Genomic DNA, 23,415 nt, shown 5'->3' with positions numbered 1-23,415 from the left:
CCGGGCTTGGTCGGCGGGACTAGCTCGATCCAGCCTGGATGAAGCTGTCGAGGACCATCTTCCGGCCGGCCTTGTCGAAGTCAACGGTCAGCTTATTGCCATCCACGCCGGCGATCGTTCCGGGGCCGAACTTGGTGTGGAACACGCGCTGGCCCATCTCGAACGCCGACGGGGCGCCCGTCGATTTGGCGATGAGCTCGCCCTCGATCTGGCGCGGACCGCCCGAAAAGCCGCCGGACCGGCCGCCCGGCGCCGAGCCGAAGCCGCGGCCGCCCTGCGGCGCCGTGTTGGCCTGCGCCCGCTGCCAGCCGGGCGTGCCGTAGCTCGACCCGAACGGCGTCGGGTTTCGGTCGAACCGCGAGGCTCCGGCCGAGAAATGGGCGGGCGCCTCGACCACGTCGACCGCCGTCTCGGGCAATTCGTCGATGAACCGGGACGGGATGGTCGAGGACCACAGCCCGTGGATGCGCCGGTTCACCGCGAAGGACAGTTTCGCCCGCTTGCGCGCGCGGGTGAGACCGACATGGGCGAGGCGCCGCTCCTCCTCGAGGCCGGCCCGGCCGCTCTCGTCGAGCGCCCGCTGGCTGGGGAACAGGCCGTCCTCCCAGCCGGGCAGGAACACGGTGTCGAATTCGAGCCCCTTGGCGGCATGGAGCGTCATCAGGGAGACGCGCTCGGCGCCCTCGGTCTCGGAGGCTTCCATCACCAGGGAGACGTGCTCGAGGAAGGCCGCCATGTCGGGGAACTCCTCCATCGAGCGGACGAATTCCTTCAGGTTCTCCAGACGCCCGGCGGCATCCGCCGAGCGGTCCTTCTGCCACATCTCGGTGTAGCCAGATTCCTCCAGGATCATCTGCGCCACCTCGCTGTGCGGCTGCGACTCCACCAGCCGCGCCCAGCGGGAGAAGCTCTCGGTCAGCGCGCGCAGGGTGGAGCGAACCCGGGGCTTCAGCTCGTCTGTCTCGCACAGGCGCTCCGCGGCGATCCGCAGCGGCAGCCGGTTGGCCCGGCCATAGGTGTGGAGCTGCTGCAGGGTCGCGTCGCCGAGGCCGCGCTTGGGCGTGTTGACGATCCGCTCGAAGGCGAGGTCGTCGCTGACGTTCATGGTGGCGCGCAGATAGGCCAGGGCGTCGCGGATCTCGGCGCGCTCGTAGAAGCGGGGGCCGCCGATCACCCGGTAGGGCAGGCCGAGCTGGACGAAGCGGTCCTCGATCTCGCGCATCTGCGCGGAGATCCGCACCAGCACGACGATCTCCGACAGGGGGTGCTGCTTCGCCTGGAGGGATTCGATCGACTCGGCCAGCATCCGCGCCTCCTCCTCGGAATCCCAGGCGCCGGTCACGGTGACGCGCTCGCCCGGCTCGTCGTCGGTGCGCAGGGTCTTGCCGAGGCGGCTCTCGTTCTTGGCGATGAGGCCCGAGGCGGCGGCCAGGATATGGCCGGTGGAGCGATAATTGCGCTCCAGCCGCACCACCACGGCGCCGGGGAAGTCGTGCTCGAAGCGCAGGATGTTGTCGACCTCGGCGCCGCGCCAGCCGTAGATCGACTGATCGTCGTCGCCCACGCAGGCGATGTTCTTGCGGGATTGCGCGAGCAGGCGCAGCCAGAGGTACTGGGCGACGTTGGTGTCCTGGTACTCGTCCACCAGGATGTAGCGGAAGCGGTCTTGGTAGTTGGCGAGTACGTCGGGATTTTCCCGCCAGAGCTTGAGGCACAGGAGCAGGAGATCGCCGAAATCGACGGCGTTCAGCGTCGCGAGGCGTGCCTGGTAGGCGGTGTAGAGCGTGCCGCCCTTGCCGAACGCGAAGGAGGCGGCCTCGCCCGGAGGCACCTGCTCCGGCCCGAGGCCGCGGTTCTTCCAGCCGTCGATGGCGTGGGACAAGGCGCGGGCCGGCCAGCGCTTCTCGTCGACGTTCTGGTCGGCGATCACCTGCTTCATCAGCCGGAGCTGGTCGTCGGTGCCGAGGATGGTGAAGTCGGATTTGAGCCCGACCAGCTCGGCGTGGCGGCGCAAGATCTTGGTGCCGATGGCGTGGAAGGTGCCGAGCCAGGGCATGCCCTCGCCGGCGGGGCCGATCAGCGCGCCGATCCGGTGCTTCATCTCCCGGGCGGCCTTGTTGGTGAAGGTCACCGCCAGGATGTCGAAGGGGCGTGCCCGGTTCGTGGCGATCAGGTGGGCGATGCGGGTGGTCAGCACCCGGGTCTTGCCGGTGCCGGCGCCGGCCAGCACCAGGACCGGGCCCTCCGTGGTCTCGACGGCGCGGCGCTGCTCGGGGTTGAGGCCTTCGAGGTAGGCGGCGGCGTCGCGGCGGAGCGCGCCCATGGCGCGGGCGGCGATGGAGGAGGCGGGAGCGCCGTCCCCGGCGGGCTGCGCGTGCGGGCGGTTCTGCATTTCGCTTCCCTGGACCAAATCGCGAACGGCGTCGAGGTGGTTCGCGCGCGATGGGCCAAGCTGAGGCAGGCATGAGGAGTGCGAACGCGCGGGTAAACCCCACCGCGGATCGTCGTCTCGCGGCCACACACGACAGTGCGGCAGCCGGGCCGGCATCGTCGCTGGCGCCCGCCGGGATTTATCGTGCTATGGCCGTGGCGACTGACTCGCGGGGGCACGCGGGGCGCGGCGGCACGGTGAGGTCGCGGCCCCGCGCAGAGATGGTGCGGAACGGGACCATTGCGTGATCTTCTGACCGCGCTCGCGGGCGCCGTCATCCTGGTTCTCGTGGCGGCTCTGGCCGTCCCGCCCTTCGTCGATTGGCAGGCCCATCGTGCGCTGGTCGAGCAGGCGATCACCCGGTCCCTCGGTGTCCCGGCCCGGACCGACGGCCGGATCGAGGTCCGCCTGCTGCCGTCGCCCCGGCTGCGCGTCGACCGGCTGCATCTGGGAGCCGACGCGGACCGGCCCACGCTCGACGCCCGGTTCGTCAAGGCCGAGATCGCCCTGGCGCCCCTCCTGAAGGGCGAGTTCCGCTTCACCGAGACCCGGATCGGCCGGGCGGAGATCAAGCTCCCGCTCGCCGGACCCGACGCCCTGAAGCTGCCGAGCGATTTCGGCGAGACCCTGCGCGCGCGCGACTTCGCGATCGAGGCCCTGCACGTCCAGCAGTTCCTCGTCACCACGCAGGTGCCGGCCACCGGCCGGACCGACCAGCTCTACGTTCAGGACCTGACCCTCCAGGCGCCGGCCCTGATCGGGCCCTGGCGCGTGGAGGGAGCGAGCGGCGGCATCCCGTTCCGCGCCGTCAGCGGCACACCGGGGCCCGACGGGCGGCTTGCCGTGAAGATCTCGGGCGGCGGCGACGCGCATCCGCGGTTCGAGGCGGATGCACGCTTCGGCCTCGTCCCGGCGGAATCCGGCCGCGCCGTCTCGGTCGAGGCCGAGGGCTCCGCCCGCCTCGTGGTCGGTCCGCCGACCCAGGCCGCCGGCGCCTACCTGCCGTTCTCCATCGGCGGCGCCTTCAAGGCCCGCGGCACCCAGGTGCGGTTCGAGAACGTCGATCTCGCGATCGATCCGGGCGGCCGCGCCCTGCGGCTCGGCGGGACCGGCCGCCTCGACCTGCGCCAGTGGCGCGCCGGCCTGAACCTGGAGAGCCGCCGCCTCGACCTCGACGCGTTCCTAGCCTCGCCCGAGGGCCAGAGCCTCATCGCCCGCGGCCTGCCGAGCTGGGCCGGGGGCCTGCCGGCCATGCTCGACCTCGATCTCGCGGTCGGCAGCGCCGTGGTGGGCGGCGAGGAATGGTCGAACCTCGCGCTCACCGGCACCCTGGAGCGCGCGGGCGGCCTGCTGCTGCGCCGCCTCGCGGTCACCGGACCGGCGGACTCGAGCGTCAGCGTGAGCGGGCAGGTCGAGACGGCGCCGTTCCGCGTGACCGGGCCGGTGATGCTGAGCGCGCCGGATTCCGAGGCGCTCGGCCGCTACCTGCGCCGCCTCGGCCTGGACGGTCCCCTGACCGCGCTCCTCGACGGACGCCGGATCGAGGCCGCCGCCGACGTGTCCGCCGACGCGGCGAGCCTGTCTCTGCGCAACCTCCGGCTCGGCCTCGGGCCGGCGCGGATCACCGGTAATGCCCGCTACACCGCCGCGGAGACCGGAACGCGCGGGCGGTTCGAGGCGCAGATCCGCGCGACCGGCATCGACATCGCCGGCCTGCCGCCCGTTGGGACGGCGCTGGGGAGCCTGCGCGATCTCGATCTGGCCCTGACCCTGGAGGCACGGGACGTCCGCTTCGGGGCCGCGGGCTCCGGAAACGGCACCATCGCGGCGCGGATCCAGTCGGACGGCGCGGGCCTCGCGGTCGACAGTCTCGACGTGACCGACCTCGCGGGCGCGAGCGCCACGCTCTCCGGCCGGATCGGCGCGGACGGGACCGGCCGCGTCTCGGGCCGCCTGAAGGCCCCGGTAGCGGCGCCGCTGCTCGGCCTGCTCGAACGGGTCTGGGTCGGCGAGATCCGCCTGCTCCCCGCCTTCCTGCGGGACGCGCCCCTCGACCTCGCCGTCGCCCTCGACCAAGAGGGCGGCGCCTCCGAGGCCCTGCGCACCCAGGCGAAGGGCAGTGCCGGCGGCGGCACCCTCGACCTGATCCTGGCGAGCCGCGGGACGCGGATCGAGGGCGGCACCGCCACCCTGACGACCCCGCGCGCCGGCCTGTGGTTCGGGCGGACCGACATCGCCGGCCTCCAGCGTCCTGCCGAACTGCACCTCAAAGCCGAGCGACCGGGCGCCGACGCCCTCGCCCTCACCATCGACGGAACCGTGGCGGGCCTCCGGATCGCGACCGGCCGGCCGCTCCAGATCGGGGCCGACGCCGTACCTGTCGGAGGCGAGGTCCGGGCCGACACGGCCGATCTCGCCCCGTTCCTGACGCTCGCCGGGGCCGCGCGCCTCCAGCCGGGTGCCTGGCCGGCGGACCTGACCGTCACCCTGTCCCGGGACGGGGGCGACAGCGTCGCCGCCCTCACGGGCAAGGTCGCGGGCTCGAGCGTGACCGGGACGCTGATGCGGGCGCCCGGCGGGGCCCTGCGCGGCCGCCTCGGCCTGGACCGCCTGTCGCTGCCGCAGCTCGCCACCGCGCTGCTGCTTCCGACGGAGGCGAACGGCCGGTTCGCGCCGCCGCCGCCGCACCCGTCCGCCGCCCTCGACGCCCGCATCGCCAGCCTGGAGCTCGGGCGCGGCCTCGTGGCGACGGAGGCCTCCGTCGCCCTCGGGCTGGCCGACACGAGCCTGACCTTGCGGGACCTCACGGCCAAGCTCGCCGGGGGACGGATCGCGGGCTCGGCCACGATCACCCGGCTCGGGGCGGCCGCCGCGATCACCGGCGAGGGCAAAGTCGACGCGGCAGCGGTCCCGGCGCTCGCCGGGGGCGGCCCGCTCGGCGGCCGCTTGAGCGCCGACCTGCGCGTCTCCACCACGGCGGAGACGCTGGCGGGTCTCGGCGAGGCTTTGTCGGGCAGCGGCACGCTCACCCTTCAGGACCTGAGCGTGCCCGAGGCCGATCCTGCGGGGCTCGGACGGGCCCTGGCGCGGGCGGCCGAGATCGGCGATCCGCTGCGCGAGGGCCGGCTTCAGGCTCTGGTCTCCGAGGAACTCGCGAAAGGCGGCGCGCAGGCACGCGGCCCCGCCCGCGCCGCGGCCACCATCGTCGGTGGCGTGCTGCGGGCCGGTCCCCTCGACATCGATTTCGGCCCCACGCGCTGGACCGGCACGGTCGGCTACGACCTGCGTGCCGGCCGCCTCGACGCCCGCGGCACGCTCGCCGGTGGCCCGGTGCCCCGGGGCTGGAATGCCGGCCCGCCGGCCGTCCAGCTCGGGCTGACGGGGCCGCTCGGCGCGCCCGAACGGAGCCTCGATGTCGGCGCCTTGTCGAACGGGCTCGCCGCCTTCGTGCTGCAACGCGAACTGGAGACGATCGAGCTGTCCGAGGCCGATCAGGTGGAGCGGCAGCGGCGCCGCGCCCGGATCGAGATGGACCGGGCCCGCGCCGCGGCGCTCAAGGCTGCGGCCGACAAGGCCGCGGCCGAGAAGGCGGCCGCCGAGCGCGCCGCCGCGGAGGAGGCGGCCCAGCGGGCCCGGGCGCAGGGCGAAGGGCAGGGGGCCACGCCCACCGAGGCGCAGCATCCGTAATCGCTTAGGGGATTTGCCCAAAGGCCGACGACACCCGCGCAGCTGCTGTGTGAACTCAGACAACGGTGCGGGAGAGGCAACCCGCATAGCGTCCTGTCTGGTCGGCCCGTGGGTGTCCGCTCGGGACGGCAACCACCGTGTCATCCCGGGGCCGCGCGGCGGCGCCCGGGATCCGGAGCCGTCGTCGTGCCGAGGATTCGCACGGACGGCCGACCCGACGTTCGGATGTGCCGCGGGCGCACCCGACAGGGACGGCGCCGGAACGCACGCCGGACCGGTTCTCCATCCCCTCAGGCGATGAAGCGCCGGTCGACGGTCTGGAACAGGTAGAAGCCGTTGAAGCGCACCGCCGTGTCGGCGGCTCGATCGTCGAAGTCGAGCGGTTGCCGGCTGCCATCGCAGAGCTTGCCGCCGAAGGTCCAGCGGCCCGCACCAATGAAGGGCGGGACGCTGCTCGCCTCCGGCACCGCGCAGCAGAGGCCCTCCACGCTCTTGAGCTGGAACAGGTTGTAGCTTCGCATCCGAAGTCCTCCGCCTGGCCGCCCTCGAGCCAAATTTTCCCAATACAAGATCTTGCATTGCGAAGAATCGGCTTGACCGTGCTCATAATGGCACAATCAGTCGAGTTTGTGACGGTCAAGTTTCAGGGACGTTTCGGTTCAACTCCTCGATCCAGATGCGCGCGGACCCGTCCGAGGGCGCCCGCCAATCGCCCCGCGGCGACAGCGAGCCGCCTGCCGAGACCTTCGGCCCGTTCGGGAGCGCCGAGCGCTTGAACTGGCTAAAGCCGAAGTAGCGGGTCAGGAACACGCCGAGCCAGCAGCGGATCTCGGGCAGATCGTAGGCGACCCGCTTGGTCTCGGGAAAGTCCGGCGCCCAGAAGCCGCGCTCCCGGTCGCCCCAGGCGTGGAGCGCCAGGAAGGCGATCTTCGAGGGCCGGAACCCGTGGCGCAGCGTGTAGAACAGGTTGAAATCCTGCAGCGCGTAGGGGCCGATCGTGCCCTCCGTGCTCTGCGGGCTGTCGTCCTGGTCGACCGGCACCAGCTCGGGGGAGATCTCGGTGTCGAGCACCGCCTGGAGGGTGCGCGCCTCGTCCGGCCCGACCTCGCCGTTGCCGATCACCCAGCGGATCAGGTGCTGGATCAGGGTCTTGGGCACGCCGGCATTGACCGCGTAGTGGCTCATCTGGTCGCCGACCCCGTAGGTGCACCAGCCGAGCGCCAGCTCCGAGAGGTCGCCGGTGCCAACCACGATGCCGCCGGCGTGGTTGGCCAGCCGGAACAGGTAGTCGGTGCGCAGGCCCGCCTGCACGTTCTCGAAGGTGACGTCGTAGACCGCCTCGCCCTTGGCGAAGGGATGGTCCATGTCGGCGAGCATCTGCTTGGCGGCCGGGCGGATGTCGATCTCGGCCGCCGTGCACCCGAGCGCCTTCATGAGCGCGTGGGCGTTGGTCTTGGTGGCGTTCGAGGTCGCGAAGCCGGGCAGGGTGTAGGCCAAGATGTCCGAGCGCGGGTAGCCGAGGCGGTCGAAGGCCTTGGCGATCACGATCAGCGCGTGGGTGGAATCGAGGCCACCCGAGACGCCGATGATCGCTTTGCGGGTGCCGGTGGCCTCCAGGCGCTTGGCGAGGCCGGCGACCTGGATGTTGTAGGCCTCGTAGCAATCCTGCGCGAGGCGCGTCGGATCGGCCGGCACGAACGGGAAGCGCTCGATCCGTCGGATCAGGCCGAGATCGGCTTCCGGAGGGCTCAGCCGGAACGGGATTTGCCGATAGGCGAGGGCGAGGGCGTGGCGCCGCGCGTCGTCGTCGAAGCTGCCCGCCTGCAGGCGCTCCTGGGCGATCAGGTCGAGGTCGATGTCGGCGAGCGTCGTCACCGGACCCTCGGGGAAGCGCTCGCCCTCGGCGAGGCGCACGCCCAGCTCATCGATGCTGGTCTGGCCGTCCCAGGACAGGTCGGTGGTCGACTCGCCCTGGCCGGCGGCGGCGTAGACATACGCGCAGGCGCCGCGCATCGAGGCCGCCCGGGACAGGAGCGCCCGCGACTCCGCCCGGCCCACCGTGATCGGGCTGCCGGAGAGGTTCGCCAGCACCGTGGCGCCCGCGAGCGCCGCGCGCATGCCGGGGGGCTCGGGCACCCACAGGTCCTCGCAGATCTCGACGCCGACCACGAGGCCCGGCAGGTCCTCGGCGGGGAACAGCAGGTCGGTGCCGAAGGGCGCCGCGTGGCCGGCGACCGCGATGGTCTCGCCCGCGATCCCGGCCCCGGAGGCGAAGTGGCGCTTCTCGTAGAACTCCCGATAATTCGGCAGGAAGGTTTTTGGCACGACGCCGAGCAGGCGTCCGCCCTGGATCGCCAGGGCGCAGTTGTAGATCCGGTGGCGCCAACGCAGCGGCGCGCCGACGAGCAGCAGCGGCCGGAGGCTGGCCGATTCGGCGATCACCCGGGCTGCGGCGGCCTCGACCGCGTCCAGCAGGGTCTGCTGCAGCAGCAGGTCCTCGATCGCATAGGCCGAGAGACCGAGTTCGGTGAACACCGCCAGCGCCGTCCCCGAATCGTGGCAGGTCCGGGCGAGGTCGAGAATCACGTCGGCGTTGCGCTCGGGCTCGGCGGGGTGGCTGCGGCCGGTGCAGGCGGCGACCCGGGCGAAGCCGTGGCGGTAGAGGGAGCGGAAGCGCGCCGGCGATTCGGAGGTGGCTTGCGACACGGGCACCTGTCCGGATGAGGGTTGGCTGCGGGTATCATATGGGACGCGGCAGGCTGGTGGCAGCACCGCGTCACGCCGGTCAACGCGTCGGGACGGAGTTTGGCCTCCGTCTGTCCTCCACAGCGGCCGCATTATACCGGGCTCCGCGCAACGCAGCCCGGGATCAAGGGGCACCGAGGCGCCAAGTCCTGACAGCCCTTGTGTTTCTGGGCTCCAGGCTCGCCTGCGGCGCTCCGGAACGGCGCGGCGGCGGACAGACGCCGGACCCCGCATGGTTTCCGCACCGCAATCGGCGGCAAGCCTCCATTAACGACGAATGGCCTAACTCAGGGACAGCCGCCGCGCGTCGGCGGATCCCTGTTTCGAGTATCGTTCGAGAACCCATGCGCGCATCGGGACGGCCTCCGTACTCCCACCGTGACCCCGCCCGCCCCGTGCGCGGCGGCGACCGCTCGGGCCTCTCCCTGGGAGCCCTTGCGCACCGGCTGATGGCGCTCCGCGCCAGCCTCACCCGCCGCCTGTCCGGCTCCCCGGCCGGCCTGCCCGCACGCCCGTCCTACGGCGCCCCCGGACGCCGGGCGGAGCCGAGCTGGCTCACCGCGCCGGCCGCGATGGTCGGCCGCGACTCCGCGGAGCGCGCCCCGCGCGCCGCTCCGTCTGAGCCCCAGTGGCCGGCCCAGGTCTTCGGCGACCGGGCGAGCCTCGACGCGCTGGACGCGCCCGTCCTCGAGAGCCGGATCGACCGCAGCGCCTCTTCGCCGGGCGTGCTGGTGCGTCAGCCGCGCCGTCCCGCCGCCATCGCGCCGGAGCAGGCGCCGGCCACCGCACCCGTGCCGGCTCCGGCCGCGCCCTCGGCCGTGCGCTGGACCCGGACGCCCGATTCGGTGCTGCAGGAGCGCCGCCAGCGCGCCCTCGAGGCTGAGCGCGTCGCCCTGGAGCGCGCCCGCGCCGACGCGCAGGCGGCGGCCCTCGCCCAGGAGACCGAGCGGGCCGCGCGCGACGCGGCGGAGCGCGAGCACATCGAGCGCGCACAACTTGCCGCCGAGGAGGCCGAGCGCCTGTCCGCCGCGCCGGCCCTGTCCGAAGCCGCCGCGCCGGACGCGGAGGCAGTGCCCCTGTGGCGCCAGCCCTTCGTCGCGCCGCCGGGTGTCCGCTTCTTCCGCACGCCGGACCGCCGCCCGGTCCGGCCCGCTGTCGAGCTCGCCGCGTCCACGGCGGTGATCGCCCCCGTGACGGCAGCGCCGGTCGTGACAGAAGCGACCGAGGAGGTCATCCCGGCCCGCGACTGGTCCGACCTGCCGGACTGGTCCGAGGTCCAGCCGTGGTTCGAGGGCGGCGACTGGTCGTCCGTGGATGCCTGGTCGGCCCTGGAGGCGCAGCCCGCCGCAACCGTGCCGGCGTCCGAGGGCGTCGTCGCGCCGGCGGCGTCCGACGAGCGCTTCGTGTCGATGCCCCTCGACGTCTCGCACCTGCGTTCCCTGCCGCCGCGGCCGGTCTACGTGCTCGACCGGCTCGTGCGGTTCGACCAGCCGCCGCGGCCCGCCGACGGGCAGGATAACGGCGCCGAATCCGGCCAGCGGACCGACGAGGCCGCGGTGATCCAGAGCGCCTTCCTGCCGTCCGCCGCCCCGGCGGCATCCGGTCTGTCGCTGGTCTTCGGCCCCGGCATCGCGGCCGAGCCGGAGGCCCCGCGCCGCGCCCCGGTCCTGAGCGCCATGGCGGCTCGGGCGGCGATCCGCGCGGCCGGCCAGCCGAGCCCGCTCCCGCCGGCGCCCCCGGCCCAGCCCGAAGCCGTCCCGGCGCCGACGGCGGCCGCCTCGGTCACCGAGCGCGCCGAAGCCGAGCGCGTGGTGATCCCGATGACCCCGCGCCCGGTCCTGCTCCGGGGCAAGCTGGCGCCGCAGCCCGAGCCGGTTCCGGCCGAGGCTGAGGTTGAGGTCGAGGCCGAGCCCGTCGCGGTCGAGCCGGTCGCCGCCCTGCCGGTCCCGGCGCCGGTCGCGGTGCCGATGGTGGCGCCCCGGGCGCACCTGATCCCGGCCGGCCGCCACCTCGAGATCGCCCCGATCGAGAACGCCGATTACGAGCTGCCGTCCCTCGACCTGCTCGCCCTGCCGGCGCCGGGCGGCAGCGAGGAGGTCGATGCCGACGTGCTGGAGCAGAACGCCCTCAACCTCCAGCAGACGGTCCAAGATTTCGGCGTGCGCGGCGACATCCTGGCGGTGCGGCCCGGCCCGGTCGTCACCCTCTACGAGCTCGAGCCCGCGCCCGGCACCAAATCCAGCCGCGTGATCGGCCTGTCGGACGACATCGCCCGCTCCATGTCGGCGGTCTCGGCCCGCGTCGCGGTCGTCCCCGGCCGCAACGTCATCGGCATCGAATTGCCGAACGAGACCCGCGAGACCGTCTACCTGCGCGAGCTGCTCTCGTCGGCCGACTTCGCCGAGAGCAAGCACAAGCTGGCTCTGTGCCTGGGCAAGAACATCGGCGGCGAGCCGATCATCGCCGACCTCGCGCGCATGCCGCACCTGCTCGTCGCCGGCACCACCGGCTCGGGCAAGTCGGTGGCGATCAACACCATGATCCTCAGCCTGCTCTACCGGCTCAAGCCGGAAGAGTGCCGCCTGATCATGGTCGACCCGAAGATGCTGGAGCTGTCGGTCTATGACGGCATCCCGCACCTGCTCTCCCCCGTCGTCATCGACCCGAAGAAGGCGGTGATCGCCCTCAAATGGGCCGTGCGCGAGATGGAGGAGCGCTACAAGAAGATGTCCAAGATCGCGGTCCGTAACATCGATGGCTACAACGCCCGCATGAAGGAGGCCCGCGAGAAAGGCGAGACCATCACGCGCACGATCCAGACTGGCTTCGACCGCCACACCGGCGAGGCGGTCTACGAGGACGAGGCGATGGACCTAGCGCCTCTGCCGTACATCGTGATCGTGGTGGACGAGATGGCCGACCTGATGATGGTGGCCGGCAAGGACATCGAGGGCGCGATCCAGCGGCTGGCGCAGATGGCGCGCGCGGCCGGCATCCACCTGATCATGGCCACCCAGCGCCCGTCGGTGGACGTGATCACCGGCACGATCAAGGCGAACTTCCCGACCCGGATCAGCTTCCAGGTCACGAGCAAGATCGATAGCCGCACGATCCTGGGCGAGATGGGTGCCGAGCAGCTGCTGGGTCAGGGCGACATGCTGTTCATGGCCGGCGGCGGGCGCACGACGCGCGTGCACGGGCCGTTCTGCTCGGACAGCGAGGTCGAGAGCGTGGTCGCCCACCTCAAGCGCCAGGGCCGGCCCAGCTACCTCGACGCCGTCACCGCCGACGATTCGCCCGAGGAGCCCGCCAAGGAGGGCGGCCGGGGCCGGGGCAAGGCGGCCGCGGCCGACAAGGCCGAACGCTCCGACGAGCCCGAGGAGGAGGCGCCCGTCTTCGACATCGGCGCCTTCGCGGCGGCGGCCGGCGGCGACTCGGACGACCTCTACAAGCAGGCGATCGAGGTGGTGCTGCGCGACCAGAAGGCCTCGACCAGCTACATCCAGCGCCGGCTGCAGATCGGCTACAACCGCGCCGCCTCGATCATGGAGCGGATGGAGATCGAGGGGATCGTCGGCCCGGCCAACCATGCCGGCAAGCGCGAGATCCTGGTCGCCGGCGCGCCGCACATGTCGAGTGGGATGTACGACGACGAGTGAGACGCCGTCCGGGCCGCCTCCCACGGGGGCGGCCCGGACGTCGCATCTTCGCCACAGGGCGGGTTTCTAAGCCCTGTGTCCCGCCCTCTGTTCGCCGCCGGAGCCCGCCTTTGGGCCCCCAGGAGACTCTGCCGATGATCGGCCGCCGCATCCGCACAGCCGGCACCCTGATCGCCGCCGCGCTGTGGCTCGCGACCGCCAACCCGGCCGACGCGCAGGTCGGCGCCTTCATCGACAGCCTGTTCGGCCACAAGGAGGAGCCCGCACCGCAGCCGGAGGCCGCCCCGGCGGCGCCCGCGCCGGCCAAGAAGCCCGCGCCCAAGGCCAAGGAAGCGAGCAAGGAATCGAAGCCCGCCAAGTCGGGCAAGGGCGGCGACAAAGCCGACCACAAAGCGCCCGAGCCCAAGGTCGCCGCAGTCGGCGCGCCGACGGCGATCGTCACCGGCGACTCGGCGGATCCCGCCACGCTGCTGGCCCAGGCCAATGCCTATTTCAACGGCATCAACACCCTCACGGGCAGCTTCATGCAGATCGGCGCCGACGGGCGGCGGATCGGCGGCAAGCTGACGCTGGCCAAGCCCGGCCGCCTGCGCTTCGACTACGACCAGCCCTCGCCCCTGGAGGTCGTCGCCGACGGCACCTCGGTGGCGGTCCGCGACCGCAAGCTCAACACCCAGGACCTCTACTTCATCACTCAGACACCGCTGAAATTCCTGCTGCGCGAGAAGATCGATCTCGCCCGCGACCTCACCGTCACCGACGTGGCCAACGATCCGGGCGGCGTGCGCATCAGCCTTGAGGACCGCGCGACCCTCGGCGGCACCTCGAAGATCCAGCTGTTCTTCGACGCCGACGTGAAGACCCTGTCGCAGTGGCGGATCACCGATCCGCAGGGCTACCTCACCACGGTGACGCTCTCGAACCTGCAGAAGGGCAAGAGCGTCGACGGAAGCCTGTTCTTCATCAATTACGGCCGCGCCGAGGACAAGGCGATGCAGCAGCAGATCCAGCAGACGCAGCCGTGACGGGCTTCAAGCGCCGGTCGCGCTGAGTCCGGTCTCCCGCCACCGGTCCAGTTCCCGGTCGATGGCCGCCTCGGTGCCGCGCAGGAACTCCGCGGCGGGCAGGCCGGGGGCGACGGCGGCGAGGTAGCTCACCACCACCGTGCCGGACCGGGTCGCCGTGCCGCCGGGCCAGAACAGGCCGGAATTGAGCGCCACCGGCACCACCGGCAGCCCCAGCCGTCCGTAGAGCAGCTCGACGCCGCGCTTGAAGCGCAGGGGCGCGCCGATCCCGCCGCGGGTACCCTCGGGGAAGATCAGCACCGAGCGCCCGGCCGCGACCGCCGCCCGGCCGCCGTCGATCATGGTGCGCAGCGCCTGGGTGCCGTTGGCGCGGTCGATGACGATCATCGGCGAGCGCCGCAGGAACCAGCCGACCACCGGGATCGCCAGAAGCTCCTGCTTGGCGACGATCGCCACGTCCGGCACCAGGACCAGGAAGGCCAGCGTCTCCCAGGTCGATTGATGGTTGGCGACGATCAGGCAGGGCTCGGCCGGCAGGTGCTGGCGGCCCTCCTCGACGTAGCGCAGCCCGACGATCCGCCGCAGCCCGCCCAGGATCCCGCGCGCCCAGAGCCGCGTCGCCCGGCGGATCGGCCGCTGCGGCGAGCCGGACAGGAGGAAGATCGCCAGCGGCGCGAGAAACAGGGTCGTCCACGCCGCCCAGTAGACGGCGAACAGGAGCGAGCGGGCATGTGCCATGGCAGGGCCTCGGACGAGGGGCCCGGGTCAGGGCAGGGCCCGGGCATAGCGCCTGCCGGCCCGGCACGCACGGCCTTTTGCCTCACAGACGGTGAGCGGACTGTCGCGGGCCGCGAAATCGGCTATCGGAGCGCAACGCCGTCCGAACCCCAGCGCCGCCCGTGCAACTCACCGTCACCACCTGGAACATCAACTCGGTGCGCCTGCGTATCGACTTGGTGCTGCGCTTCCTCGCCGAGCACAAGCCGGACGTGCTCTGCCTCCAGGAGACCAAGTGCCCGGACGACGCCTTCCCGCTGAAGGCCCTGCGCGGCTCCGGCTACGAGCACGTGATGTTCGCCGGCCAGAAGGGCTACAACGGCGTCGCGATCCTCTCGCGCTTCCCCCTGCACACCCGCAGCGTGATGGGCTTCTGCGAGCGGGCGGACGCCCGCCACATCTCGGCGGTGCTCGGGCCGGAGGCGGGGGTGGCCTCGGGCATCGTGCTGCACGATTTCTACGTGCCGGCCGGCGGCGACGTGCCGGACCGCGACCTCAACCCGAAATTCGCTCACAAGCTCGACTTCCTGGCCGAGCTGCGCGCCTGGGGCGGCAAGCGCGTCTCCGGACCGGCGATCCTGATGGGCGACCTCAACGTCGCGCCGCTGGAGCACGATGTCTGGTCGCACAAGCAGCTCCTCGACGTGGTGAGCCACACCCCCGCGGAGACGGAGGCGCTCGAGATCCTGCGCGGGGAGGCGGGCTGGATCGACACGGCGCGCCACCTCACGCCGGAGCCGGAGAAGATCTACACGTGGTGGAGCTACCGCTCCCCCGACTGGGCGGTCGCCAACAAGGGGCGGCGCCTCGACCATCTCTGGGTGTCACCGGACTTGGCCGGGACGGTCCGCAAGGTTGAGGTGCTGCGCGAGGCCCGCGCCTGGGAGCGCCCGTCCGACCACGCGCCGGTGACCCTGACGCTGGATCTCTGATCCTGCGCCCCGCCCGGAACCGCGCTGCATCCGGAGCATTGCCCGCTCACGAACCCGCGATGCGAGCCAGCCCCGATGCGCAAGATCCTGATCGCCTTCCTTCTGCCGAAGGTCGTGTCCTACCTGCGCCGCCGCTACGGCAATCCGCATCCGGCGCGCAACCGCGCGTTCTGAGCGGGCCGCGCGACACGGCTGCAGGTGCAGCCAGGCGCCGGCTCTGGCCGCGCCCGAACCCGGTCGCCTGACGACCGAGCTGGCAGGGCGCGGGTTTCCGCCCTGACCATCGCCGGCTCTAGACCTGCACGGCCGGATGGTCGCCGAAGCCCGGGGCCGTCGGCCGCACCGGGCCGGAGGCGGGGTGCCCCAGCTGGGCATCGATCCGCCGGAAGGTGGCGAGCGCCTGCCCGACGATCTGGTCCATGTTGTAGTAGCGGTAGGTCGCCAGCCGCCCCACGAACCACACGTTCCGCTCGGCAAGCGCCAGACGCTCGTAACGCTTGAACAGGGCTTGGTTCTCGGGTCGCGGGATCGGGTAGTACGGATCGCCCTCGGCGCTCGGATACTCGAACGTCAGCGACGTCTTCGCGTGCTCTTGCCCGGTGAGATGCTTGTACTCGGTGATCCGCGTATAGGCCTCGGTCTGCGGATAGTTCACCACCGCCACCGGCTGGTGACGAGCGACGTCCCGGGTGGTGTGGACGAACCGGAGGCTGCGGTAGGGCAGTCGCCCGAACCGGCAGTCGAAATACGCGTCGATCGGCCCGGTATAGATCAGCCTCCGATGCGGGATGACGTCGCGGACGTCGCGGAACTCGGCATTGGTCATCACGTGGATCTTCGGATGCGCAAGCATCCGCTCGAACATCCGGGTATAGCCCTCCGCCGGCATGGCCTGGAACGTGTCGGTGAAATAGCGGTCGTCGCGGTTCGTCCGTGTCGGCACCCGCGCCGTGACCTGCCGGTCGAGTTCCGACGGGTCCATGCCCCATTGCTTGCGCGTGTAGCCGCGGAAGAACTTCTCGTAGAGTTCCCGCCCGACGGTCGAGACCACCACGTCCTCGGAGGTCCGGATCTCCGGGACCGGCTCGGCGCGGGCGGCGAACCAGGGGGCGAGCTCCTCCGGGGTCAGCGACAGGCCGTAGAGACGGTTGATCGTGTCGAGATTGATCGGAATCGGCACGAGCATGCCGTCGACCATCGCGAGCACCCGGTGCTCGTAGGGACGCCACGTGGTGAACTGGGACAGATACGCGACGATCATGTCCGCGTTGGTGTGGAAGATGTGCGGCCCGTACTGGTGGATGAGCAGCCCCGCCTCGTCCAGCCGGTCGTAGGCATTGCCGCCGATATGGTTGCGGCGGTCCACCACCAGGACCCGTTCGCCGCGCTGGCTTGCCAGGCGCTCGGCCAGGACGCTGCCGGCAAAGCCGGCGCCGACGATCAGCCAGTCGTACATGGCGCTCGACCTCCAGTTCGCGAAAGCATCAGACCGGGGGAGCGTCTTGCGGCAGGAGGTCGAGCGCCTCGGGCGCGGGGCTCTGCAGGCGCGCGCGGATGAGGTCGTGCATCGCCTGCCAGGTCCCGTCCCAGGAACTGCTGGCGAGGCGCCGGTCGACCCGTTCGCGCCAGGACTCCTTCTGTCCGGCGAACAGCGCCTCGGCCGACAGCACGATGCCGCTCGGGGTATCCGAGACCGCGACGAGACCGGCCTCGCCGTAATCCCGCACCACATCGACGATGGGCGTCGAGACGACCTGCAGCCCGGCCGCCAGGAATTCGGGGGTCTTGGTCGGGCTGATGAAGCGCGTCGCCTCGTTCTGCGCGAAGGGCATGAAGCCGAGATCCCAGTGCCGGAGGTAGTCGGGAAGCGCCGCGTAGGATTTCGGGCCGAGCCAGTGGATGTTAGCGCGCTGCGGCAGACTCGCGGGATCGATCTTCACCACGGGTCCGATCATGACGAAGTGCCAGTCCGGCCGCTGATCGGCGACGGCGGCCAGCAGTTCCCGGTCCAGCCGCTCGTCGATGACGCCGAAGAAGCCGAGGCGCGGGTGCGGGATCGCGGCCTGGTCCTCCGGATCAGGCGATCCCGTCTCTCGGGCGCGGTAGAAATGCGCGGCGTCGACCGAGGAGGGGAAGCAGTGCAGCGCATCGTGCCGATCGCGCTTGGCCTCGTAGAGGCTCCGGCCGCCCGTAAAGACGAGGTCGGCCTGATCGAGGAGATCCGCCTCCTGCGCAATCAGCTCCGGGGACGCGCCCTGGAACGCCGAGAGCTCGTCCATATTGTCGTAGATCGTGAGGTCGCGCGGAAGATCCGCCGAGATGCTGACCGCCGCCGGCGTGTAATACCAGAAGACCTGCCGCGCGCCTGGGCGACCGCGCAGGTAATCCCGGATCAGATCCGCCTGCAGGCGGTCGGCCCGGTAGGCCTGGGCCGGAGACAGGACCGGAACGGCCACGACGACACCGGGGGCGGCCTCCTGAATTTCGAGCCGGTCGGCATTGTCCTCCGCCTCGAACACCGGCTCTTCGATGAAGATGACGTCGAAGGACTGCGCCGCGCGGACGAGGAGATGCTGCGGACGCTGCCAGACGAAGCCCCAGCGCAGGTGCGAGAAGCAGACGAGAAGCGGTCTCGGCGACCCGACCGCGCCGGTTCCGGTGTGTGGCCGATCCGGATCTCGGGAGAATGTCACGGCAGCGGCACGGCCCTCTGAGACACGGGTTCCGCTCACACCATCACCCCTGTTCTGTACACTACGAACAGTCGAACAATTCCGGCAAGGCACCGGTTGTTCGGCAAGGGTGTAATTATTTTTCGAGGTTCTGAGTAATTCATGTTGCTAATCTGAGTTTAATTTCGAGTGTGCCGCACGGGGGTGTGCGATAACCTGTGATAGGACGTGCCCGGGCCGCCGCAGGACAGGAAACTTTTCGCCCCGCCTCGGGTCTTCTCACAGCGTACGGGCCGGATCCCGCGCGAGAGTCGACGCGATGCTGGAGCTCTGGGGTGGCGTGGAATGCAGTGTCGTGCGCATCCGGGGCACCTATCGTGACCAGCTGGCCGAGACGGGGCACCGTGATCGGATCGCGGATCTCGACGCCATCGCGGGACTCGGGATCAGGACGGTGCGCTACCCGATCCTCTGGGAGCACGTCGCCCCCGCGGACCCGGAGAGCCTCGACTGGTCGTGGCACGACGCGCGCCTGCCGCGCCTACACCGGCTCGGGATCCGGGTGATCGCGGGCCTCGTGCACCATGGCAGCGGCCCGCGCTACACGAGCCTGGCCGATCCGGCCTTCCCGACGCGGCTCGCCCGGTACGCCCGTCAGGTGGCGGCGCGCTATCCGTGGATCGACCGGTTCACGCCGGTCAACGAGCCGCTGACCACGGCCCGGTTCGCCGGGCTCTACGGCCATTGGTATCCGCACCGCCGCTCGGAAGGCGACTTCCTGCGGATGGTGGTCACCCAGTGCCGCGCCGTCCTGCAGGCGATGCGTGCGATCCGGACGGTGACCCCGGGGGCGCAGCTCATCCAGACCGAGGATATCGGGAAAACCTTCAGCACCCCGGCGCTCGCCGATCAGGCGGCCTACGAGAACGAGCGGCGCTGGCTCAGCCTCGACCTGCTCTGCGGCCGCGTGGGCCGGGCCCACCCGTGGTTCGGCCGCTGCCTCGCGCACGGTGTGAGCCAGGCGGATCTCGAGGATTTCCTGACGGGGGACGCGTGCCCGGCCGTCATTGGGGCCAACCATTACCTCACGAGCGAGCGCTACCTGGACGAGCGGGTCCGGGCCTATCCGAAGCCGCTGCGCGGCGGAAACGGGCGGCACCGGTATGCCGACGTCGAAGCGGTGCGAATGCGCCACCTCGCGGACCAGACCGGGCCGAAGGCGCGCCTCAAGGAAGTCTGGGAGCGCTATCGGCAAAGCCTCGCCGTCACCGAGGTGCATCACGGCTGCAGCCGCGACGACCAGCTGCGCTGGTTCGCCGAGGTGTGGCAGGCTGCCCTGGACCTGCGCGCCGACCATGTGCCGGTGGCGGCCGTCACCCTGTGGTCGCTGTTCGGCGCTGTCGACTGGAACTCGCTGCTCCTCAGGCGGGCCAGCGACTACGAGCCCGGAGCCTTCGACATCCGCAGCCCCCAGCCCCGGCTGACGACCCTCGGCCGCGCGGCGCGGGATCTGGCGGCGACCGGGCAGACCGGTCATCCGGTGCTGACCGCACCCGGCTGGTGGCGGCGATCCGGACGCTACTACGCGCCGGATCCCCACGAGGCCGAGCCGGTCTACCAGGACCGCGAAGCGGACCAAGCCGCGATCGCGGTGCTGCGGGACGCTGGCCACTACGCCGAGGCCGTGGCGCAGATCTGCGCGGCCCGCGGATTGAAATCCATCATCCTCGGCGAGGCGGCGCTGCCGGCGGCGCTGTCGTACGCGAAGATCTGGGCCGTCCTCGACCCGACGACCCTGCCGACCGCCGCCACCGCCCACCGCTACCCCGGCGGCAGCTTCTGGTCGGACTTCCGGGCGGGAACGCGCCTGGCCGCCCTCTCCGGACAGGCCGACGTGCCGTTCCTGACCTTCTCGTCGGGCCTCGTGTTCGATGGCCGCACGGAGGGCGCCCCGACCGAGGCCGACCCGGTCCGCCCGTCGAGCCTGTTCGGGCGGAGCGCGGCGGAACGGGAAGCCCGCGTCCGTGAGGCGCATCCGGGGGCGCTGATCGCCCGCACCGGCCTGGTCTTCGGTCAGGGCGACGAGCGGGACATGGCGCTCCAGCTCCTTCTCGATCCGCCGGAGGGATGGTCCTGGTCGTTCCGGAAGGCCGCGCTGATCGCGCCGACCTACCTGCCCGACCTTGTCCATGCCGCTCTCGACCTCCTGATCGACGGCGAGACGGGCCTGTGGCACCTCGCCAATGCCGGCGGGACGACGTGGCCGGACTTCGTCCGCCGCCTTGCCGCCGCCGCCGGCCAGCCTCGGACGGAACCGTGCTGCGGCATCGGATCCGGGCCGCCCATCCCCCTCGCGAGCGGGCGCGGTGCCGTGATGCCGACGCTGGACGACGCGATCGCCCGCTACGCCGAGGCGGTGCTGCGGCCGCTGCGCCTCTCGGGACTGGCGGCGGAATGAGCGATCCCCTGCGCCCGGCGGAGGCCCCGTTCCGCAGCCTGTTCCTCGCCGGCTTCGAGTGCTCGGCCCACCGCCGCGCCGACGGGCGGCGCCTCGACCTGATCGCGGCGACTGGCCATGACCGGCACGCCCGCGCGGATTACCGGGCGCTCGCCGCGCACGGGATCGGGGCGGCCCGCGACGGCTTCCGCTGGCACCGGATCGAGACCGCGCCCGGGCGCTACGACTGGTCCAGCGCCCGGCCGATGCTGGAGGCGGCGCGCGAGGCCGGCCTGCCGGTGATCTGGGACCTCTGCCATTACGGCTGGCCCGACGATCTCGACATCTGGTCGGAGGCCTTCGTCAACCGCTTCGCCGCCTTCGCGGCCGCGGCGGCGCGGCTCGTGCGAGACGTCTCGGGCGCGCCGCCGCTCCTCTGCACCGTCAACGAGATCTCCTATTGGGCCTGGGCGGGCGGCGATGTCGGTCGGATCGGGCCGTGCGCGACCGGGGCGGGTCCGGCCCTCAAGCGGCAACTCGTGCGCGCCGCGCTTGCCGCGACCCGGGCCGTGCTGGCGGTCGAGCCGGCGGCACGCTTCCTCCACGCCGAGCCGGCCATCCACGTCGTCGGCGGGCCCGACGCCGCGAGCCGGGACGCGGCGGCGGCCTATCGGGAGGTCCAGTACGAGGCCCTCGACATGATGACCGGCCGGATCGCACCCGAGCTCGGCGGCGATCCGGGCGCCCTCGATCTCGTCGGTCTCAATTTCTATCCGGACAATCAGTGGGTCCAGGGCGGCGGCACGATTCCCCTCGGCCACCACGCCTACCGGCCGTTTCGCGCGATGCTCGCCGAGGCTTACGCGCGCTACCGCCGGCCGCTCCTCGTCTCCGAGACGGGGGCCGAGGGCACCGCGAAGGCGGCCTGGCTGCACTACGTCTGCGCCGAGGTGCGCGCCGCCCAGGCGGAGGGCGTCCCGGTCCTCGGGATCTGCCTCTACCCGGTCCTCGATTACCCCGGCTGGGAAAACGACCGACCCTGCGCGGTCGGCCTGTTCTCGGATGCGGACGTGGCGGGACGCCGGCCGGTCGATCAGCCGCTCGCCGCCGAACTCCGCGAGCAGGCGGTCCGGTTCGCGGCGGCACGAGGAGATGAGGCTTGATCCAGCAGGCGGCGACACCGGGGGCGGATACGGCAGCGGTCGCCGGCCGCGTCGAGGCTGAGGATGAAGCGCCCGCCGCGCATCTGCGCAGCGGCGGACGCTTCATCCTCAGCCACATGCGGCTGTGGCGCTGGCACTTCCTCGCCCTCCTGCTGCTCGTGGTGACCTCCGCGGCCTGCGGGGTCGGCCAGCAATACGGGTTGAAGCTCCTCGTGGATGCCCTGGCGGGGCCGCCGGGGCTCGGCAGTGCCGTGCTGTCGGCGCTGGTCCTATTCCTGGTCCTCATCGCGGCCGAGGCGGCACTGGCGCGGCTCACCGGGTGGCTCGCCTGCCGCGCCACGGTCGGGGTCGGCGTCGATCTGCGCATCGAGCTGTTCGACCACCTGAGCGGCCAGTCGATGCGCTACTTCGCCGAGAACCGCGCCGGCTCCCTGGGGCAGCGCATCACCGCCACGGCGGGCAATTTCGGGGCCCTGATCAACACCTTCGTCTGGCGCATCATCCCGCCGGTTGTGGATGTGGCGGGCGCGGTGATCATCTTCGCGACGCTCGACGGGGTCCTGACCCTGGCGCTGGTCGCCCTCATCCTCGGGGTCACCGCCGGGCTGATCTGGTTCGGCGCGCGCGGGCGTCCGATCCACCGGGCCTATTCGGGCGAGGCCGCCGCCATCGCGGGCGACCTCGCCGACACGATCGCGCATATGTGGACCGTGAAGGCCTTCTCGGCGCGGCAGCGCGAGCGCGCGCGGCTCGAGGCGGGCTTCCGCCAGGAGGCGGCGGCCCAGCGCCGCAGCTGGCTCTACCTGGAGAAGGCGCGACTCATCCACGATGTCGTGCTCTGGATGCTCGCGGCTGGCATCCTGGGCTGGACGCTGCGCCTGTGGAGCCTCGGGGCGGTCAGCGCCGGCAGCGTCGTCCTGGTGGCGAGCCTGACGCTCCGGATCCTGCACTCCTCCAAGGACATGGCGCTCTCGCTGGTCGATGCCGCGCAGCATTTCGGGTTCATCGGCGAGACGCTCGCCGTCATCGCCAAGCCATCCACCGTGCGGGACGCCCCGGGCGCCCCGGCTCTCGTGGCCGCACGCGGCGCGGTGGAGCTCATCGACGTCAGCTTCGCGTACGGGCCGGGCCGGCCCGCCCTCGCGGGGGTCACGCTCACCATCCCGGCCGGCCAGAAGGTCGGCATCGTCGGTCCCTCGGGGGCGGGCAAGTCCACCCTCGTGCACCTGCTCCAGAGGCTCTACGACGTGGATGCGGGGGAGATCCGGATCGACGGGCAGCCGATCGCGGCCGTGCGCCAGGATTCGCTCCGGGACGCCCTGGCGGTGGTGCCGCAGGAGATCGGCCTGCTGCACCGGTCAGTGATCGACAACATTCGCTTCGGTCGGCCCGACGCCGACGAGGCGGCGATCGTCGCGGCGGCGCGGGCCGCAGCCTGCGACGGTTTCGTGCGCCGGCTGCCGGACGGCTACGACACGATCGTGGGCGAACGCGGCGCCCGCCTCTCGGGCGGCCAGCGCCAGCGGATCGGCATCGCCCGGGCGCTGCTGAAGCGGGCGCCGATCCTCCTCCTCGACGAGGCGACCTCGGCCCTCGACACCGAGACCGAGATGGCGATCCAGGCCGCCGTGGTCAGGGTCATGCGGGACCGCACGGTGATCGCGGTGGCGCACCGCCTGTCGACGCTCACGGCCTTCGACCGCATCCTGGTGATCGATGAGGGACGGATCGTCGAGGACGGGACGATCCGGGAGCTGCGGCAGGCGGGCGGCCTGTTCGAGCAGATGTGGCAGTTGCAGGCCGAGGGTCTCGCGGACGAGCCTGCGATGGATGCCGCGTGAGGCGCCATGACGCCCCGCACCCGAGAACGATCCGGCGCCTTGTGCG

At 71.9% G+C, this 23,415-nt stretch carries 13 protein-coding genes; 7 read left to right on the top strand and 6 right to left on the bottom strand.

Annotated elements, in window-relative coordinates; all coding sequences use genetic code 11:
• Positions 1–19 precede the first annotated feature (19 nt).
• Positions 20–2,392 carry an ATP-dependent helicase gene (locus tag M6G65_RS22470; protein ID WP_238199735.1) on the bottom strand — a complete coding sequence of 791 codons (2,373 nt, stop codon included), beginning with the start codon at positions 2,390–2,392 and terminating at the stop codon, positions 20–22.
• A 279-nt stretch (positions 2,393–2,671) separates the two neighbouring features.
• Between M6G65_RS22470 and M6G65_RS22465 the strand changes: the two genes are divergently transcribed.
• Positions 2,672–6,118, top strand: a complete 3,447-nt coding sequence (locus tag M6G65_RS22465) for an AsmA family protein (RefSeq protein WP_250102906.1) — start codon at positions 2,672–2,674, stop codon at positions 6,116–6,118.
• A gap of 290 nt (positions 6,119–6,408) precedes the next feature.
• Here M6G65_RS22465 and M6G65_RS22460 read toward each other — a convergent pair whose 3' ends face one another.
• On the bottom strand, positions 6,409–6,639 hold the full coding sequence (locus tag M6G65_RS22460) for a hypothetical protein (protein ID WP_238199733.1): 231 nt from the start codon (positions 6,637–6,639) through the stop codon (positions 6,409–6,411).
• Between the two features lie 115 nt (positions 6,640–6,754).
• Complete coding sequence (locus M6G65_RS22455) at positions 6,755–8,824, bottom strand: NAD(+) synthase (RefSeq protein WP_238199732.1); 2,070 nt, start codon at positions 8,822–8,824, stop codon at positions 6,755–6,757.
• Positions 8,825–9,207: 383 nt separating this feature from the next.
• Between M6G65_RS22455 and M6G65_RS22450 the strand changes: the two genes are divergently transcribed.
• Together M6G65_RS22450 and M6G65_RS22445 are read left to right on the top strand one after the other, a co-directional pair.
• Positions 9,208–12,522 carry a DNA translocase FtsK gene (locus tag M6G65_RS22450; RefSeq protein WP_430929507.1) on the top strand — a complete coding sequence of 1,105 codons (3,315 nt, stop codon included), beginning with the start codon at positions 9,208–9,210 and terminating at the stop codon, positions 12,520–12,522.
• 134 nt (positions 12,523–12,656) lie between these two features.
• Complete coding sequence (locus M6G65_RS22445) at positions 12,657–13,547, top strand: LolA family protein (protein ID WP_238199331.1); 891 nt, start codon at positions 12,657–12,659, stop codon at positions 13,545–13,547.
• 6 nt (positions 13,548–13,553) lie between these two features.
• On the opposite strand, the gene M6G65_RS22440 is transcribed toward M6G65_RS22445, so the two are convergent.
• Positions 13,554–14,285: a lysophospholipid acyltransferase family protein gene (locus tag M6G65_RS22440; RefSeq protein WP_238199329.1), complete on the bottom strand. Its 732-nt coding sequence runs from the start codon at positions 14,283–14,285 to the stop codon at positions 13,554–13,556.
• A gap of 161 nt (positions 14,286–14,446) precedes the next feature.
• Here M6G65_RS22440 and xth point away from each other — a divergent pair, with 161 nt between their 5' ends.
• On the top strand, positions 14,447–15,256 hold the full coding sequence (xth, locus tag M6G65_RS22435) for an exodeoxyribonuclease III (protein ID WP_238199328.1): 810 nt from the start codon (positions 14,447–14,449) through the stop codon (positions 15,254–15,256).
• A 292-nt stretch (positions 15,257–15,548) separates the two neighbouring features.
• Here xth and glf read toward each other — a convergent pair whose 3' ends face one another.
• Positions 15,549–16,712: a UDP-galactopyranose mutase gene (glf, locus tag M6G65_RS22430; RefSeq protein WP_238199327.1), complete on the bottom strand. Its 1,164-nt coding sequence runs from the start codon at positions 16,710–16,712 to the stop codon at positions 15,549–15,551.
• Between the two features lie 28 nt (positions 16,713–16,740).
• Entirely contained in the window at positions 16,741–17,949 is a 1,209-nt protein-coding gene (locus M6G65_RS22425) for a glycosyltransferase (protein ID WP_238199326.1), read from the bottom strand.
• A gap of 298 nt (positions 17,950–18,247) precedes the next feature.
• Here M6G65_RS22425 and M6G65_RS22420 point away from each other — a divergent pair, with 298 nt between their 5' ends.
• The 3 genes from M6G65_RS22420 to M6G65_RS22410 are packed head-to-tail and all read left to right on the top strand — an operon-like array spanning position 18,248 to position 23,369.
• Positions 18,248–20,386: a sugar nucleotide-binding protein gene (locus M6G65_RS22420; RefSeq protein ID WP_238199325.1), complete on the top strand. Its 2,139-nt coding sequence runs from the start codon at positions 18,248–18,250 to the stop codon at positions 20,384–20,386.
• The gene (locus tag M6G65_RS22415) at positions 20,383–21,528 is read left to right on the top strand and encodes a beta-glucosidase (RefSeq protein ID WP_238199324.1); all 1,146 of its coding nucleotides are present in this window, start codon (positions 20,383–20,385) and stop codon (positions 21,526–21,528) included. The genes M6G65_RS22420 and M6G65_RS22415 overlap by 4 nt, the downstream gene beginning before the upstream one ends.
• Entirely contained in the window at positions 21,525–23,369 is a 1,845-nt protein-coding gene (locus M6G65_RS22410) for an ABC transporter ATP-binding protein (RefSeq protein ID WP_250102905.1), read from the top strand. Before M6G65_RS22415 ends, M6G65_RS22410 begins: the two co-directional genes overlap by 4 nt.
• Positions 23,370–23,415 lie beyond the last annotated feature (46 nt).

The sequence above is a fragment of the Methylobacterium tardum genome (assembly GCF_023546765.1).
GTDB classification, from domain to species: domain Bacteria; phylum Pseudomonadota; class Alphaproteobacteria; order Rhizobiales; family Beijerinckiaceae; genus Methylobacterium; species Methylobacterium tardum.
The sequence above is the reverse complement of the archived record's forward strand: the minus strand, read 5'-3'. Positions and strand labels throughout refer to the sequence as shown.

Excerpts from the sequence above, each read along its gene's own strand:
- glf (WP_238199327.1), bottom strand. The coding sequence starts at position 16,712 with ATGTACGACTGGCTGATCGTCGGCGCCGGCTTTGCCGGCAGCGTCCTG.
- M6G65_RS22445 (WP_238199331.1), top strand. The coding sequence starts at position 12,657 with ATGATCGGCCGCCGCATCCGCACAGCCGGCACCCTGATCGCCGCCGCG.
- M6G65_RS22415 (WP_238199324.1), top strand. The coding sequence starts at position 20,383 with ATGAGCGATCCCCTGCGCCCGGCGGAGGCCCCGTTCCGCAGCCTGTTC.
- M6G65_RS22420 (WP_238199325.1), top strand. The coding sequence starts at position 18,248 with ATGCTGGAGCTCTGGGGTGGCGTGGAATGCAGTGTCGTGCGCATCCGG.
- M6G65_RS22470 (WP_238199735.1), bottom strand. The coding sequence starts at position 2,392 with ATGCAGAACCGCCCGCACGCGCAGCCCGCCGGGGACGGCGCTCCCGCC.
- M6G65_RS22460 (WP_238199733.1), bottom strand. The coding sequence starts at position 6,639 with ATGCGAAGCTACAACCTGTTCCAGCTCAAGAGCGTGGAGGGCCTCTGC.
- M6G65_RS22450 (WP_430929507.1), top strand. The coding sequence starts at position 9,208 with ATGCGCGCATCGGGACGGCCTCCGTACTCCCACCGTGACCCCGCCCGC.
- M6G65_RS22440 (WP_238199329.1), bottom strand. The coding sequence starts at position 14,285 with ATGGCACATGCCCGCTCGCTCCTGTTCGCCGTCTACTGGGCGGCGTGG.